Annotated in this window: 15 protein-coding genes; 7 read left to right on the plus strand and 8 right to left on the minus strand. The window is 67.3% G+C overall.

The features are described 5' to 3' along the window. Nucleotides 1–1,359: an acyltransferase gene (locus ACFVH0_RS31065; RefSeq protein WP_385825605.1), complete on the plus strand. Its 1,359-nt coding sequence runs from the start codon at nucleotides 1–3 to the stop codon at nucleotides 1,357–1,359. A gap of 66 nt (nucleotides 1,360–1,425) precedes the next feature. On the opposite strand, the gene ACFVH0_RS31070 is transcribed toward ACFVH0_RS31065, so the two are convergent. From ACFVH0_RS31070 to ACFVH0_RS31080, 3 genes are all read right to left on the minus strand, one after another. After that, on the minus strand, nucleotides 1,426–2,013 hold the full coding sequence (locus ACFVH0_RS31070) for a TetR/AcrR family transcriptional regulator (RefSeq protein ID WP_385825606.1): 588 nt from the start codon (nucleotides 2,011–2,013) through the stop codon (nucleotides 1,426–1,428). Further along, nucleotides 2,013–2,402, minus strand: a complete 390-nt coding sequence (locus ACFVH0_RS31075) for a hypothetical protein (RefSeq protein ID WP_317863764.1) — start codon at nucleotides 2,400–2,402, stop codon at nucleotides 2,013–2,015. Before ACFVH0_RS31075 ends, ACFVH0_RS31070 begins: the two co-directional genes overlap by 1 nt. Nucleotides 2,403–2,473: 71 nt before the next feature. After that, on the minus strand, nucleotides 2,474–2,941 hold the full coding sequence (locus ACFVH0_RS31080; RefSeq protein ID WP_385825608.1) for an ATP-binding protein: 468 nt from the start codon (nucleotides 2,939–2,941) through the stop codon (nucleotides 2,474–2,476). Between the two features lie 257 nt (nucleotides 2,942–3,198). On the opposite strand from ACFVH0_RS31080, the gene ACFVH0_RS31085 reads away from it, so the two are divergent. The 5 genes from ACFVH0_RS31085 (at nucleotide 3,199) to ACFVH0_RS31105 (ending at nucleotide 7,484) form a co-directional block, all read left to right on the plus strand. Further along, the gene (locus ACFVH0_RS31085; RefSeq protein WP_385825610.1) at nucleotides 3,199–4,047 is read left to right on the plus strand and encodes a helix-turn-helix domain-containing protein; all 849 of its coding nucleotides are present in this window, start codon (nucleotides 3,199–3,201) and stop codon (nucleotides 4,045–4,047) included. Nucleotides 4,048–4,057: 10 nt separating this feature from the next. Beyond that, nucleotides 4,058–4,258, plus strand: a complete 201-nt coding sequence (locus ACFVH0_RS31090) for a DUF397 domain-containing protein (RefSeq protein ID WP_124717024.1) — start codon at nucleotides 4,058–4,060, stop codon at nucleotides 4,256–4,258. A gap of 192 nt (nucleotides 4,259–4,450) precedes the next feature. Further along, on the plus strand, nucleotides 4,451–4,879 hold the full coding sequence (locus tag ACFVH0_RS31095; RefSeq protein ID WP_385825612.1) for a hypothetical protein: 429 nt from the start codon (nucleotides 4,451–4,453) through the stop codon (nucleotides 4,877–4,879). Between the two features lie 66 nt (nucleotides 4,880–4,945). Further along, nucleotides 4,946–6,175 (plus strand): MraY family glycosyltransferase, encoded by a 1,230-nt coding sequence (locus tag ACFVH0_RS31100; RefSeq protein WP_385825613.1) that lies wholly within the window; start codon nucleotides 4,946–4,948, stop codon nucleotides 6,173–6,175. A 160-nt stretch (nucleotides 6,176–6,335) separates the two neighbouring features. After that, entirely contained in the window at nucleotides 6,336–7,484 is a 1,149-nt protein-coding gene (locus tag ACFVH0_RS31105; RefSeq protein WP_385825615.1) for an abortive phage infection protein, read from the plus strand. A 293-nt stretch (nucleotides 7,485–7,777) separates the two neighbouring features. Here the strand turns inward: ACFVH0_RS31105 and ACFVH0_RS31110 are convergent, their stop codons facing one another. The 3 genes from ACFVH0_RS31110 to ACFVH0_RS31120 are packed head-to-tail and all read right to left on the minus strand — an operon-like array spanning nucleotide 7,778 to nucleotide 10,689. Further along, the gene (locus tag ACFVH0_RS31110; protein WP_385825617.1) at nucleotides 7,778–8,359 is read right to left on the minus strand and encodes a hypothetical protein; all 582 of its coding nucleotides are present in this window, start codon (nucleotides 8,357–8,359) and stop codon (nucleotides 7,778–7,780) included. 11 nt (nucleotides 8,360–8,370) lie between these two features. Next, a complete protein-coding gene (locus ACFVH0_RS31115) occupies nucleotides 8,371–10,239 on the minus strand; it encodes an alpha/beta hydrolase (protein WP_385825619.1) in 1,869 nt (622 codons plus the stop codon). A 3-nt stretch (nucleotides 10,240–10,242) separates the two neighbouring features. Next, the gene (locus tag ACFVH0_RS31120) at nucleotides 10,243–10,689 is read right to left on the minus strand and encodes an amino acid ABC transporter permease (RefSeq protein WP_385825620.1); all 447 of its coding nucleotides are present in this window, start codon (nucleotides 10,687–10,689) and stop codon (nucleotides 10,243–10,245) included. 341 nt (nucleotides 10,690–11,030) lie between these two features. Between ACFVH0_RS31120 and ACFVH0_RS31125 the strand changes: the two genes are divergently transcribed. Next, complete coding sequence (locus ACFVH0_RS31125; RefSeq protein WP_385825622.1) at nucleotides 11,031–12,548, plus strand: class I adenylate-forming enzyme family protein; 1,518 nt, start codon at nucleotides 11,031–11,033, stop codon at nucleotides 12,546–12,548. Nucleotides 12,549–12,653: 105 nt separating this feature from the next. Here the strand turns inward: ACFVH0_RS31125 and ACFVH0_RS31130 are convergent, their stop codons facing one another. Together ACFVH0_RS31130 and ACFVH0_RS31135 are read right to left on the minus strand one after the other, a co-directional pair. Continuing rightward, the gene (locus tag ACFVH0_RS31130; RefSeq protein ID WP_385825624.1) at nucleotides 12,654–13,088 is read right to left on the minus strand and encodes a PaaI family thioesterase; all 435 of its coding nucleotides are present in this window, start codon (nucleotides 13,086–13,088) and stop codon (nucleotides 12,654–12,656) included. After that, complete coding sequence (locus ACFVH0_RS31135) at nucleotides 13,085–14,266, minus strand: aromatic ring-hydroxylating dioxygenase subunit alpha (RefSeq protein WP_385825626.1); 1,182 nt, start codon at nucleotides 14,264–14,266, stop codon at nucleotides 13,085–13,087. The genes ACFVH0_RS31130 and ACFVH0_RS31135 overlap by 4 nt, the downstream gene beginning before the upstream one ends. Nucleotides 14,267–14,509 lie beyond the last annotated feature (243 nt).

Raw genomic sequence — 14,509 nt, forward strand, 5'->3', positions numbered from 1 at the left:
ATGCAGCAAACCCACGCTCATTCGCCCGGTCGCGGTCGCGATTCATTCATAGACGTCATCAGAGCGCTATGCGTGCTGGCCGTGATTTCCCAGCACTGGCTCATGCCCGTACTGGCCTACAAAAATGGGCATTTGAGCACCGGGAATGCGCTCGCGAGCCCCGGCTGGTGGATTGTCACCTGGCTGACGCAGGTCATGCCCATGGTGTTCTTCGCCGGCGGCGCCGCCAATTTCTTCTCTTTCCGATCCGTGAAATCGGTGAACACCTGGCTCCGGAGCAGAATCGCGCGGCTCCTGGTGCCGGTCATACCCCTGGCAGCCGTGTGGCTCCTGCTGCCCCACGTGTTGATCGGTGCGGGGTTGCCGGAGCAGCCGGTGCTGATGGCGGGCAAGATAGCCGGCCAGCTGCTCTGGTTCCTCGCCGTCTATGTGCTCGTGGTGGCGCTCACTCCGGTGATGTTCAAGTTGTACCGCCGGTACGGCTGGCGTGTGATCGGGGCCCTCGGCGCCTGTGCCCTGGTCGTCGATGTGCTGCGCTTCGAGTTCAGCCCCGCGATCGGTTTCCTGAACGCGCTGTTCGTCTGGCTGGCGGCCCACCAGTTCGGCTTCCACTACGCCGACGGCGGCCTGCGCATGCGGAACGCGTGGGTGTCGTCGGGTCTGGCCGCGGTCGGCTTCGGACTCACCGCGGCCGCCGTGTTCTTCGGCCCCTATCCGGCATCCATGATCGGAATGCCCGGGGCCCCGGTCTCCAACATGAGCCCGCCGACCGCGTTGATGATGTCGCTGACCATCGGCCAGCTCGGACTCTGGCTGACGCTCAAGCCGGCAATTACGCGATTCGCGGAACGCCCCATGGCCACCGCCGTACTTCAGTGGTGCGGAGCCCGTTTCATGACGCTGTATCTCTGGCACATGCCCGCGCTCGTGATGACGGCGGGAATCGCGATTGTCGGACTCGGATTCGCGACGCCGACGCCCGGCAGCCCCATGTGGTTCGCGGTGGCACCGCTGTGGGTCGGCGTTTCGGGATTCTTCCTGGTCAGCTTCACTCGAATTTTCGGCCGGTTCGAATTCCGTCGCCCCTCCGGTGGGGCATCGGACATGAGCCTCGGCAAGGTCGTTCTCGCGGCCGTGCTTTCCGCCGGTGGTCTCCTCGGCCTCGCCGCGCAGGGTTTCATTTCCCCCGGAAACCCGCTCGGTCCGGTGCTCTGCGTGGCACTGGTACTGACCGGACTGCTCGTCGTACGGGAGAAGGGCGCTCCGAAGGCTGACGCCGCGCAGGGCATTCGCACCGTGCCCGTTCGGCCGGTGGTGCGCCATGAAGGTGCCCGGGTTCTCTCCCGGCAGGGCAGCTGATGAGGGCCGCCTCGCGTACGGCGCCCACGCGCCCCGTACGCGAGGCGGCTCTCGCGCTTCTGCATCTCATGAGCCGTCGGCTGCGAGCTGTTGCCGGACCAGGCCGACCAGTCCCTCGATGAGGGGGCCGGGCTCAAGGGACGGGTCGAGCGACCGCTGGAGGAGGTATCCGTCGATCGCCGCCGTGAGGGTGACGGCGAGGGTGAGCGGATGCGCGATCCCCCGGTCCGCGAACCAGTCGCACAGCCGCTGCCGCAGCTCGGCCAGCAAGCCGGCGATCTCGGCACGCAGCTCGTCGTCCCGGCTCGCGGCGACGAGGGACTCGTACAGCAGCAGCAGTTCCGGATCACGGGGATCGTTGGCGGACAGCGCGCGGAGCATGGTTTCGACGGCCACGGCCGGATCCTCCTGCGCCAGCGCCTCGCCGATCCGGTCGAGGAAGAACGTCCGGATCTTCCGTACCGCGGCGATGCGCCGGAGTTCGCCGATGCTCCCCACGTGGTAGTGGATCACTCCGGTGTTCACGCCTGCGCGCTCCGCCACCCGCCGACTGCTCACATCGCCCCAGCCCAGCTCGGGAATGAGGGAGGCAGCGGCTTCGATGATCTTCTCTCGCGTATCCGTCCGGCGCGCGGGGCTCGTCGACTCGCTCATCACAGCCGTACCCCCTGGATCGCGATCACGGCGATCACACCGGCCGAGGCCAGCGCGATCGCTTCGAGGACGAGCAGCTGCACCGGCAGGGGGTCGGGCACGACGGGGAAGACCGCGCCGAGGTCGGCCGCGAAAACCGCGATGTAGCCGAGGCTCAGCACCAGTGCAGCCACGAAGGCCCAGTGCTGACCGGCCATGGCGAACCCGGCCACCACGAAGCTGGCGAGCCCGAGAGAGGTCAGGAACACGTTGAAGCTGTTGTACTGCCACCGAGGGAGCGGCGAGAAGTCCCTCGTATCGATCAGCTTCCCCGGAACCATGGGGATCAGCAGAAGCGCCTCCCAGACCAGGAGTGCCGCGGTCACGGTCGCCAGCAAGGATTGGTTCATCACGCTCTCCGAGATGTGTACGTGCGGGAGTCTCCGTCTCTTTGGACGATAGTCCTGGACGGTCGTCCAAATCAAATGGAGGGGTGAGCCGCGCTCACGGCGGAGAGGGTGAACCACACGGTCTTCGAGTGCGGCGACCGCGCCCCGTACGCGATGGACCCCCACCGGGCGGCGAGCGCGTCGACCAGGAACAGCCCCCGGCCACCCTCGTCCGCGCCGGGGGTGCGCGGGGGCGGCGGCACGGGCAGGTGGCCGGGTTCGTCGTCCGTCACGCACACCGTCACCTGCCGGCGGTCGACGGTGACCTCCACCCGGATCCGCGGCGAGTCCGTATGGCAGTACACGTTGGAGACGACCTCGCTCGCACAGAGCCGGGCGTCGTCGACGAGGGAGGCGTGCCCGGCGGCCCAGAACACCGTCGCCACGAAGTCCCGCACGATCCTGGGGGCGGTGGGGGCGTTCGGCACGACGAGCCGGTATCGCTCGCCGCGCCGGGGGAGGTAGGGGGTGGGTGACGGAGGAGCGATTACGGGGGTCATGGCGCGGTCTCCCTGCGTGAGACGGTCTCCGGGGCGTCGTGCGGTGGGCACGGTCCGTGGCATTGGCCGACTCCCGTTTGCGCTCAACTCGCTTGCGGGTGGCTGCACTTCGGTCCGGTCGAGCCTCGGCTCGACACCACGGGACGTTAGGGCACAACAATGGGACGGTGCAACAATGGGACGGCCGTAGCACCCATACGAGTGGACCAGTGGCACCGTTGGGCGGCAGACTCGTACCCGCACGAAGGGGAGGGCACATGCCACCGAGGAGCTACCCGACCGCCAGGCAGCGGCGGTTGGGTGCGGAACTTCGCAAGCTACGCGAGCGTGCGGGAATGTCCGGGAGCGAGGCGGCCGCGTATCTGGGCGGCGAGCGAGCCCAGATCAGCCACATCGAGTCCGGTCGGTACGGAGTGAGCAGCGAGCGGGTGCGCCGGCTCGCTGCTCACTACTCGGCCACCGACAAGCACCTGGTCGACGCCCTGGCCGAGATGGCCGAGGAACGCACCAAGGGATGGTGGGACGACTACCGCGGAATACTTTCGCCCGGTTTCCTGGATCTGGCCGAGCTGGAGCACAAGGCGTCCTACATCCGAGCCATCCAGATGCTCAACATCCCCGGCGTGTTCCAGACGGAGTCGTATGCACGGGCCATCATCCGGAGCGGGATCTCCGACCTTCCCACCGACGAACTGAATGCCCGCGTCGAGCACCGCACCAGACGGCGCGACATTTTCGACCGCCCCAGGCCGACCCCGTTCGAGGCGTTCATCCACGAGGCCGCGCTGCGCATGCGGTACTGCGAGCCCGAGACCATGCGGGCGCAACTCGCCTTCCTGCACGAGGTTTCCACCTGGCCGTCCGTGACCATCCGCATCATCCCGTTCACCAGGCAGATCACCGGCTCAGTGCACTCGACGCTGTACGCCGGGGCCGAAATCCCGGCACTCGACACCGTTCAGCTGGACAGCGCCTTCGACGCGGGATTCCTGGACGCCGAGGCCCAGCTGGTGCGATATCGAGCCCTCCTCGACTCCATCGAGTCCGTCTCCCTCGACACGAAGGAGTCCGCACAATTCATTCAACACATCGCACAGGAAATGTGAGTCCACCCGCATGACCGACGCAATCAACTGGCAGAAGTCCTCCTTCTCCGGAGCGGACAACAATCAGAGCTGCATCGAGCTGGCACCCGTCGACGGCTCGATCAAGATGCGCGAGAGCGATGACCCCGACATCGTCGTCACCACGAGCGTCGCCAAGCTGCGCGCATTCGTGCTCGGCGTGAAGGCCGGGGAGTTCGACCACCTGATCTGAGCACAACCCGCAAGCGCCCTCCGGTTCGAGCGCCGGGGGGCGTTCTGCATACCCGGCGCAACATAGGGACGTCACACTGTTGCGCCGCAGCCGTCGGTAACGCTACCGTCGCTCCGCGTCGCCATGCGACGGGCCACCCGCCCCCGCCTGCCGCGCCGCGCAATCACTCCTCCTGCCCACACGCCATTTGGCGTGCCCGCTGCGATCGGACGGTCGACGATGCGTACGCCCCTCACCCCTTTACAACCGGTCGTCGAGCGCGGCTACCGGTTCGAGGCCCTCCGCTACGGCCCCGCCACCGGCTTCGTCCCCGAGCCGATGGACCTGCGCATCGCGGCCACCCCGCAAGCCGCCATCCGCACCATCCGCATCCAGCTCCGGGCGAACCATCTCTTCGGCCTCACGCCGCGCGAACTGGTCCGTGCCCTCCACTGGTCCGAGCACGGCGGCTGGGTTCAGGCCCTGGGGGCACTCCACCGTGGCGAGCCCTGCGGGTTCACGCTCCTGCTGCGCGGCGGCCGGCACATCGAATGGCACGTCCGCCCACTGACGTACGTATCGCTCGACGCCTGCACCCGTCACCGCTCCGCACCGCTCCCCGGCGGACAGAAATCCGTATGAGTTAGGCTCGCCGGGGCGCAGCGAAGGCATCGATCGGGCTCGGGTATCGGCCCGCTGGGCCGGATTGTGAGGCCGCCCGTGCGGGACTATTTGCTGATGCTGTTCGTCACGGCGGCGGTGACCCACCTTCTGACCGCGCCCGTGCGGAAGTTCGCCATCATGATCGGGGTGGTCCCCGAGGTCCGGGCGCGCGACGTCCACCGCGAGCCCATTCCGCGCCTCGGTGGCATGGCCATGTTCGGTGGGCTGCTGGCCGGGCTGCTGGTCGCCTCCCACCTGCCGCACCTGGAAGGGATCTTCACCCAGAGTTCGACGCCACGGGCTCTGCTGTCCGGTGCGGCGCTGATCTGTCTGCTCGGTGTGCTCGACGACAAGTGGGGCGTCGACGCGCTGGTCAAGCTCGGCGGGCAGGTGCTCGCCGCCGGGGTGATGGTCTTCCAGGGACTGACCATCCTGTGGCTGCCGGTGCCGGGCACCGACGGGATCTACCTCTCCGACTGGCAGGGCACGCTGCTGACCGTGGGGCTGATCGTCGTCTCCATCAACGCGGTCAACTTCGTCGACGGGCTCGACGGCCTGGCCGCCGGGACGATGGGCATCGCGGCGACGGCGTTCTTCCTGTACGCCTACCGGCTCTGGTACGGCTACGGGATCGAGGCCGCCGCGTCCACCACGCTGATCTCCGCGATCCTGGCGGGCATGTGCCTCGGGTTCCTGGTCCACAACTCCCACCCGGCCCGGATCTTCATGGGTGACTCGGGCTCGATGCTGCTCGGTCTGCTCATAGCCGGCTGCGCGGTCTCCGTGACGGGCGAGGTCGACCCGAGCCTCCTCAACCAGTCGATGGACGGCACGTCCGGGTCGGCCGCGATGGTGCCGGTCTACATCCCGCTGCTGATGCCGCTGTCCGTCATCGCGCTGCCGGTCGCGGACCTGGTGCTGGCCGTCGTCCGGCGTACGTGGAACGGGATGTCCCCCTTCGCCGCCGACAAGGGCCACCTCCACCACCGCCTGCTCCAGCTCGGCCACTCGCACCGCCGGGCCGTGCTGCTCATGTACTTCTGGTCGGCGCTGTTCTCGTTCGGGATCGTGGCCTATTCGGCGCGGGGCGCCAAGTCCTGGATGCTGTTCGGGGTCGCGTTCGTCTGCGCGGTGGGCCTGATCCTGCTGCTCCAGCCCCGCTACGAATCCGGCCTCACCCGCCGTCTGCTGCCGCGCAGGCCCAGGGGCCGCGTGGTCGCCACCGGCGGCAAGCGCGCCGAGGCCGAAGAGGAGAGCCGGGTGCCGTCCAGGTGACAGTGGCTCGCTCGCCGGGTGTCGCGACCTGAGTAGCCGTTCTCCGCGCCCGGTTCATCCTTTGGTCGCGCACCCGCAGACTTTTGGGGGACGTACTCCCCCGTACCCGCTCGGCAGACTGGCGGCGACACGCGAACCGCCGACCATACGGGGAGTCAGAGTGCATCGCGACGAGCGCAGCAGGGGAATCAGCCGGGCGAGGTTCCTGGCCGGGGCGGGGGCGGCCGGGGCCGCGGCGGTCGCCGGTCCGCTCCTGGCCGGGCCGTCGGCCTCGGCCGCCACGGCCGACCGCCGGGGCGGCGGCGGACTGAAGCACCGAGGGATCTGCTACACGGTCGGCGCGGGCGAGACCCCCGGCACCGCGTGGAGCACCGCCCGTATGCGCGCGGACCTCCGTGCCATCAGGAACGACCTGCACGCCACGTCGATCGAGGTGACGGGCGACGGCGTCGACCGGCTCGACGCCACCGCCTCCGAGGCGGCCGAGCTGGGCCTGCACATCTGGCTCCAGCCGACCCTGGGCGACCGCCCGGCATCGGAGATCCTCGACCACCTCGCGGAGACCGGCCGGCATCTGGAGCGGTTGCGCCGCCAGGGGGCGCGGGCCGATCTGAGCGTGGGGTGCGAGTTCTGGCTGTTCGTACCGGGCATCGTGCCCGGCGACGACGCGCAGGAGCGGATCCGCAACCTGATGGAAGGCAACTTCGACCCGGAGCAGATGATGCGCCGCCTGTCCGAGTTCACGGCACGGGCCGCCGCTGTCGGGCGGTCGGTCTTCGGCGGCAAGCTCTCGTACGCGGCCGCGCAGGACGACGAGGTCGACTGGAACCTCTTCGACATCGTGGGCATCGACTACTACTCGTACTTCCCCGACCGCGCGGACTACGTGCGCGAGCTCCGCTCCTACCTGCGCTGGGGCAAGCCGCTGGCGATCACCGAGTTCGGCACGTGCACGTACGCGGGCGCGCCCGAGCAGGGCGGAATGGGGTGGGACACCATCGACCACACCAAGCAACCACCCGAGATCAAAGGCGACTTGGTACGCAGCGAGCGGACCCAGGCCGCCTATCTCACCGAACTCCTGGGCGTCTTCGAGGAGATGGGCCTGTACGCCGCGATGGCCTTCGAGTTCGTCACCGCCGACGCCCCGCACTCGCCCGTCCCGCGCTACGACCTGGACATGGCGAGCTACGCCGTGGTGAAGCCGGTCAAGGACCGCTTCGAGGACCCGGAGTCCGACTGGCACTGGGAACCGAAGCAGGCCTTCCACGCACTGGCGCGGTGCTACGGGCGGGCGGGGCGCCGCTGAGGGGCGTCGGCAGAAGGGACGCCCTGCCGACGGGTCACGTCCGGGAAGAGGGAGAACTCTTCGCGGACCAGAAATCCGACTTGACGTCAGGGATGGGGGTCATTTTTCCAGCGTAGTTCGGGCCGACCGTCTCCGCCTTCGGCGGAGCAGCGACCGGCAGACGCCCACTGCTCCCGGTGAGCACCGGGAACACCGAACGGGCATCCATTGCAACCGCCGCCCACCGGTCAGCCCTTCTAGCGCCACCAAAACCTCTCCAAGCACGTGGCGTGTACTCCGTCGTCGGCTCCCCATCAGCTCCTTCTGGGCGAGCCCGTGGGAATCGGCTCGTTCGACGACCAGAAGGGGTCGTTCACATTGGGTCGCGGAATTGGGTGATTGTAGTCGGGCCCGTTCGGGGAGGCGGAGGGGGCTGCTACTTCCGACTTCTTGACGCAGGGGGAATCTGCCGAAAAAGTGAACTGCCCTTCTCCTCCCACGCTCACCGAGATCCCGAAACCGTCAGACGTCACTGCGAAGATCGCAGGAAATTTATGACTGTTGTTGACGGACTTAATTGTGTATCCGCGCTTCTCCCAAGAGCGTTGCACCATGCCGAGCAGATTTCCGCGTCGCTCCTCGGACACGATCGTCATCACCACGCGACGCCTGGTCACATCGCAATTTCCTGTCGTGGTCGCGCCATGCGCCCAATGGAGGGCGGGTGCGATCGCTTTCATCGTCGCATCCAGCATGCCGTCCTGGCGCTCCGCAGCTTCCTGCATGGTCACGCTCGTAGCCTTCTTCTGTTCTCCCACCGTCTCCCCAGAGGTCTTCCCGTTCATGCTGCACGCCGAAGCTGCAAGGCAGGCGGCAACAGCGATCAGAGGGGCCATGCGAACCTTTGTCACCGCGGCTTCTCCCGACTGATTTCGTCCGAATTGCCAGACACGATCAATGAAATGTTTCTTTCCGACTCGGAGGGGCGCCTGGCACCCGCATCGTCGTTGACGTCGAAGTAGTCGGAGTGAGCAGGAGTGGCACCCTCACCGCCAATGAATGGCACCGGACCGTCATCCACAGCGAAGCGCGTTGCACCGAAGTCACGGTGAGACGGGTCAGTCCCGAACCACAACTGATCACCGGAAGGATCCGCAAGACTGGCAGGAATGATCCCGCTCACCAGAGCCGCGGCCTGTGCTTTCGACGGCAGCTTGGTCACCAGATCGTTGTCGGCGGCGCCGACAAAAACGTGGTTCTTACCCACGTTCAAATCCTGAGCGTGATCGGCACCCGTGCCGGGGCTGCCCACCAAGACAATATCGTCGGCGCCAGGGATCCCTCCGTCGCGTTGCGCAGCCTGACCGACGGTGAATGATCCGTATGAATGACCGATCGCTGTGACGTGCGGATCGGAATGTTCGTTCGTCGCGGAGATCCCTGCCATGAACTCGTTGTAGGACGCGGCTCCAGCACTCGCCCTCTCTGTGCCCATGACATCCAAATTTCGAATATTCTGCGGCAAATTGCTGTCAAACCCGGTCTGTGGGGCGTCGTAACCAAGCCAGGCGATCGAGGCGCTCGATGCATCGAACGACTGGGCGTCGACAGCAATGTCACTGGCTCGTTTGAGGTCGCCCCCCGCGAAACCTGCGTCGAGCGACGTATTGAGACCAGGAACGTAAGCAGAGACATTCTTTGCCGTGTCAGGGTTCCCGTAGGCCACAATGGCCCGACCATTCCCCTCGGCACCAATCCCCAGCAGGTACATGGGAGGCATTTTCGGATCCTGATGCATTAGCTTGCGCTGAATCTCCTTCAAACCCTCCACCTTGTCCTGGGACTTCGTATCGCTCTGGCCGTCCAGCTGGGCGATGAGCAGCTGAATGTTTTCGCGATTTGCCTGATCCCGTGCCAGCGCAGGGATGCCGTCCAGGTTTCCGATCACACCAGGAAAAGCGGCGAGGTACTCCTCACGCTGCTCTTTGGTGAGGTGGTCCCACCACTCCTTTCGATCCGCAGGCGACTTGTCGAAGGGAATCTCCTTCCCCAGGTACTCCCTCGCAGCACCACTCACAGCATCGACGTCGGATGCCACGTCCGCCCACGTCTTGGTGTCGACCGTGAGCCCCGGGGCCGCCTTGAGCTTGTGGAGTGCCGAGGTGTACCGGGCGTCGATCTCGTGTGCTTCCCGCATGGCATGGGCGAGGCGGTCGGCGACGTCCTGGGCCTTGGCGCGATGCGGATTGGGGCTCTTCAGTGCGGGAGCACCCGGGGTCAGTGCGGGGTCCAGCATGCCGTCGGCATCGCGGTACAGCCCTGGGTTCCCGGCACCGATGAGGCCGTTGTTGCCCATCACGGAGCCGCCGGGGAGCGCATCGCCGGTCAGCTCGTTCTTACCGCCGGCGGGGTAGACGATGCTGCCGTTGTCGTTGACGGCGTATCCGAGCGAGGCAGCGTCCTCCAGGGCCTCGCGCAACCGGCGCTGCGGTGCGCCGAGTTCACTGGCGAGCCCGTCCAGGGCGCCTCGGACGAGACCGGTCTCGGTGTGGATGTAGTGGTAGTTCTCGCTCAGCCGCTTCAGTCGCTTCACGGCCGATCGTGCGGACTCGCTGTTCTGTGTCTTGGCGAGCTTGCCGCCCATGTCGCCGTCGACACGTTCGCGAGCGGCATCGGCGAACGCGGATGCCGCTCGCCAGCCGTCGGCGGCGTCGGTCAGTTCCGACAGCTTGAGGTCGCGGAACCGCTGCCATGTCAGCCCGGGTTCTGTGGTCATGGTCTACTCGCCCCTCCGCGTGCCCGGCACCACGACCGCCTTCGCTCTCTCGCCCACCTCGGCATCCACTTCGGCGAGGTCCACAGCCACCTGCCGCAGCTTCGGCTCCAGAGAACCGCACTCCTCACGGACACGACCGAGGCGTTCGTCCCACGAAGTGAGAACGGACTTGAGTGCCCCGAGGCAGGACAGCCCGTCCAGACCGCCGGAAATGCCTTCGTGAGCTCTGCGCAGGTCGACCTTCGCGGTGATCGTGCTGGTCTGGAGATCGTCCGCCGTCCCGGCCGCCTTCGTCCACGGGCCGCCCTTGTGCCTGAGCGTTCCGGCACCGCCCCCGCCACCGGACGGATCGGCGTGGCCGCCCTCCCCCGGAAGGCTGTTGAGCTGTAACCGAGCGGTGTGCCGCTCGGCCACCTGCGCCTTTACCTGTTCCCACTCGTCCCACGCCATGCACACGTCCTCCCCCGCGACCCGGGCCACCGCCCGGGTGAGTTCTCCGGCCGTGTCTGCTGTGCTCGCCGGAGGTGGTCACCACAGAGATTATCGACGAGGCGCTCGAAGTCACGTCCGTACGGTCACCCACACGGGCCCTGAGTATCCGTACCTACCCGCCGCGGCTACGGCGCGCCGCTGACGGGTCATCCGCCCTCACACCAGGGGCTGTTGAGGCTTCCGCAGAATATTGAACAATGATTCAATCCTTGCTGGGCCGGTTGGAGCGCCACCCAGGAGTCGCGGCAGGACCGCGCTTCGTCGCGCCACGGCCGCGACGGGATGTGGAGAGTCCTGCAGTGAACCTGACGTGGATGCTGGAGAAGTCGGCCCGTGCCTATGGCGCGAAGCCCGCCGTGGTCTCCGACCTGGGCTCGATGACCTACGCCGAGTTGCTCTCGGCTTCGAAGCGCGCGGCTGCCGTACTGCGTGACCGCGGTGTGCGGCCGGGCGACCGCGTGGGCGTGATGATGTACAACACTCCCGCCTTCGCCGTGGCCGCGTTCGGCATCTGGCGGGCCGGTGCGGCCTTGGTGCCCATCAACCACAAGCTCACCGCGCACGAGGTGGCGTACGTCATCGGGCACGCGAAGGTGCGCGTGGCGGTCGTGGCGGAGGAACTGGCCGGGCGCATGCACGAAGGCGCGCCCGATGTCGTCGCTCTCACCTCGGGTGATTCCGGCGGTGGCGAATTCGACCTGGGAGTCGCACAGGCGCAGGAGTGGCACGGCGTGGACGTCGGGCCCGACGACGTCGCACAGGTGCTGTACACCTCCGGGACCACCAGTGCGCCCAAGGGATGTCTCCACTCGCACCGCGGTCTGTCCAGTGTGCCCGCCTACACCACCGCGGCCGCGGGTCTGCGCCGCGACGACCGGTTCCTCATCGCGATGCCGATCTGGCACGCGGCGCCCCTGAACAACTGGTTCCTGTCCATGATCTACCTGGGCGGCACCGTGGTCCTGCTCAAGGAGTACCAGCCCGTCGCCTTCCTCGAAGCCGTCCAGAAGCACCGGGCCACGGCGTTCTTCGGCGCCCCCATCGCCTACCTCGCCCCGCTGAAGGCGCTGGAAGCGGCGGGACGTGACCTGTCCGGCTTCGATCTGTCGAGCATGCGGCTGTGGGCCTACGGCGGTGCGCCGCTGGGAGCGCGGACCGTACGGATGCTCCAGGACGCCTACGGATCCGACCGCTTCTACCAGGTGTACGGGATGACCGAAATGGGCCCCGTCGGTTCCGCTCTCTACCCCGAGGAGCAGGTCACCAAGGCCGGGTCGATCGGTGCCGGGGGAATGCCCGGCGTGGACATCCGTGTGGTCCGGTCCGACGGCTCCGATGCCCGCGCCGGCCAGACCGGGGAGCTGTGGCTGCGCTCGGGCACGCGGATGATCGGTTACCTCGACGACCCGGTGTCCACGGAGCGCGCGTTCGACGGCGACTGGTACAGGTCCGGGGATCTGGCACGCGTCGACGAGGACGGATACCTGTTCATCGTCGACCGGCTCAAGGATGTCGTCATCACCGGTGGCGAGAACGTCTTCTCCCCCGAGGTGGAGGAGGCGCTGCGCCAGCATCCGGCGGTCCAGGACTGTGCCGTCATCGGCCGGCCGCACGAGGAATGGGGAGAGACCGTCGTGGCCGTCGTGGAGGCCGACGCGGCTGTGACACTGGATGAGTTGCGCCGGTTCCTCGCCACGACGCTGGCCAAGTACAAGATCCCGCGGGAACTGGTGGTGCTGCCGTCCCTCCCCCGCACGCCCTCCGGCAAGGTGATGAAGCACGTCCTGCGCGAGCAGGCCCTGTCGGGTGCGCACTGACCGCACCGCGCAGCACCCGCACGGGTGAACAGGGCGGCCCCTGACGCGAGGACGGGTGTCTTCTCGCCAGGGGCCGGGGAGATGGCGGTGGGCAGCCGTCCGCCGTCAGTTCTCCTGCGACGCGCGCTCGCCCGCCGTCACGATCGTCCCCTGCGCCACGGCGACCAGGCGCTCGTCCCCCTCCGGGGACGCGACATAGATGGAGCACTGGCACACAGCCTGCCGCCGGGTGGTGGCCGTGGCCTGCGCGCGGGCGATGACGACGTCGCCGACCGCCGGCTTGATGTAGTTGATCTTGTATTCGGCGGTGAGCGCATCGCCGCCGAGGGCCAGTCCTCCCGCGAAGGTCAGCGCGTTGTCCGCCAGGTAGCTGAGGACGCCTCCGTGCACGAAGCCGTGCTGCTGCTGGATCTCGGGCCGGTTGGAGATCCGGATCTCGGCCGAGTCGGGCCCCACCGCGGTGAGTTCGGCGCCCAGAAACATGCTGAAGGGCTGGGCCTTGAAGATGCCGTGCGCGAAATCGCTGATGTCCGTGGTCATGAGTGCTGTCCTGTCGTCGCGCGGGTGGTGGCCGAGGCACCGGTGGCCTCGGCCGGGCCGGTGAGCCGCTCATCTATGTTGTTCTGGAATATCGCGAGCAGGCCCTCCGCGAGTCCCAGGACGTGGTGATCGCTGCCGCCGTTGACGAGATGGCGTTGCACGTCCTCGGCGATGGCGAAGTCCTCCTGGTCGAACACGGTGTCGTTGGTGAACCGGAACCGCTTCTCCAGGGCGCTCTGCCCGGTGGAACCGGGGAAGTCATCGGCCCGGTAGAGCATCTCGTGGGTCCAGACCGTCCGGTCTGGGCTCAGCGGCCAGAACGTGTTGATGGACACGTAGTCGGGATGCAGGATGAAGAAGGTGTTGGGGAAGAGCGTGTAGTACACGGAGGCGTAATCGAGGATGCGCCACTCCTCCTCCGGCTTGAGGGCGGTCTCACCTATGTTGGTGCGCGCCGCGGACAGCCGGATGTGCGGCCCGTCGCCGTCGTGGGCGATCACGCCCCTCTTGAAGGCGGCCGCGAGCGTTTCCCGGTGGAGGTAGGGGACGTGGTAGCCCTCCAGGTACGTCTTGATCAGGAGCTTCCAGTTGGCTTCCTTGACGACCTTCGTCTTCTTGTACTGGACCAGTGAGGCCACGTCGAAGTTCACGAGGTCCTCGAAGAACGTTCCGAGGAAGCCGGGGATGTCGAGCGAGACCCCGGGCGTCCGGCCGACCCAGATCAGGCCACCCGCCTCCGTGGCCGGCAGTTCCACCAGGCCGTAGTCGCACGGGTTCACGCCCGGGAAGTCGTGTGCCCGGGTGATGCCCTTCAGGGCGCCGTCGAGTCCGTAGACCCAGCCGTGGAAGGGACAGACGAAGTTCTTCACCGTGCCGGCGGGCGCCTCGGCGAGCCGGGCGCCGCGGTGGCGGCACTGGTTGTAGAAGGCACGGACCCGGCCGTCCTCGCCCCTGACGACGAAGTACGGGAACTGGTCCCAGTCGCTGGTCAGATAGGCCCCGGGCTCGGCGAGCGCCGACGCGTGACCCGCGATCAGCGGGTACTGGGAGAAGACCGAGCCGATCTCCTGCTCCAGGAGCCCCTCGTCCGTGTACTTGGTGACCGGAAGTCTGACGACCTCATCGAGCATCTTCTCGTCGCGGCGCGTCTCGCGCAGCGCGAGAAGGCGCTTGAGCATGTCTGTCTGTTCCCCGTGTTGCATCTGTCCCCCACGTCCAGATCAAGCCATGAACCCTCGTTCAATTCATGGTACGGACGATGCAGGGGCGAGGCAACGATCCTCGGAAGCGGTGGAGGAGGGTCCGTTCGGCGCGTAACTGGGCGTCCGGAAACGGAAGTTGCGGACTTCGGCCACCGGCGGCCATCCGGCGGAGCGGGGTCCGCCGGGTCCTGTCGTCGAACTGCCGTCGCCGCCCGGGAG

The organism is Streptomyces sp. NPDC127117 (assembly GCF_042677325.1).
GTDB lineage: Bacteria > Actinomycetota > Actinomycetes > Streptomycetales > Streptomycetaceae > Streptomyces.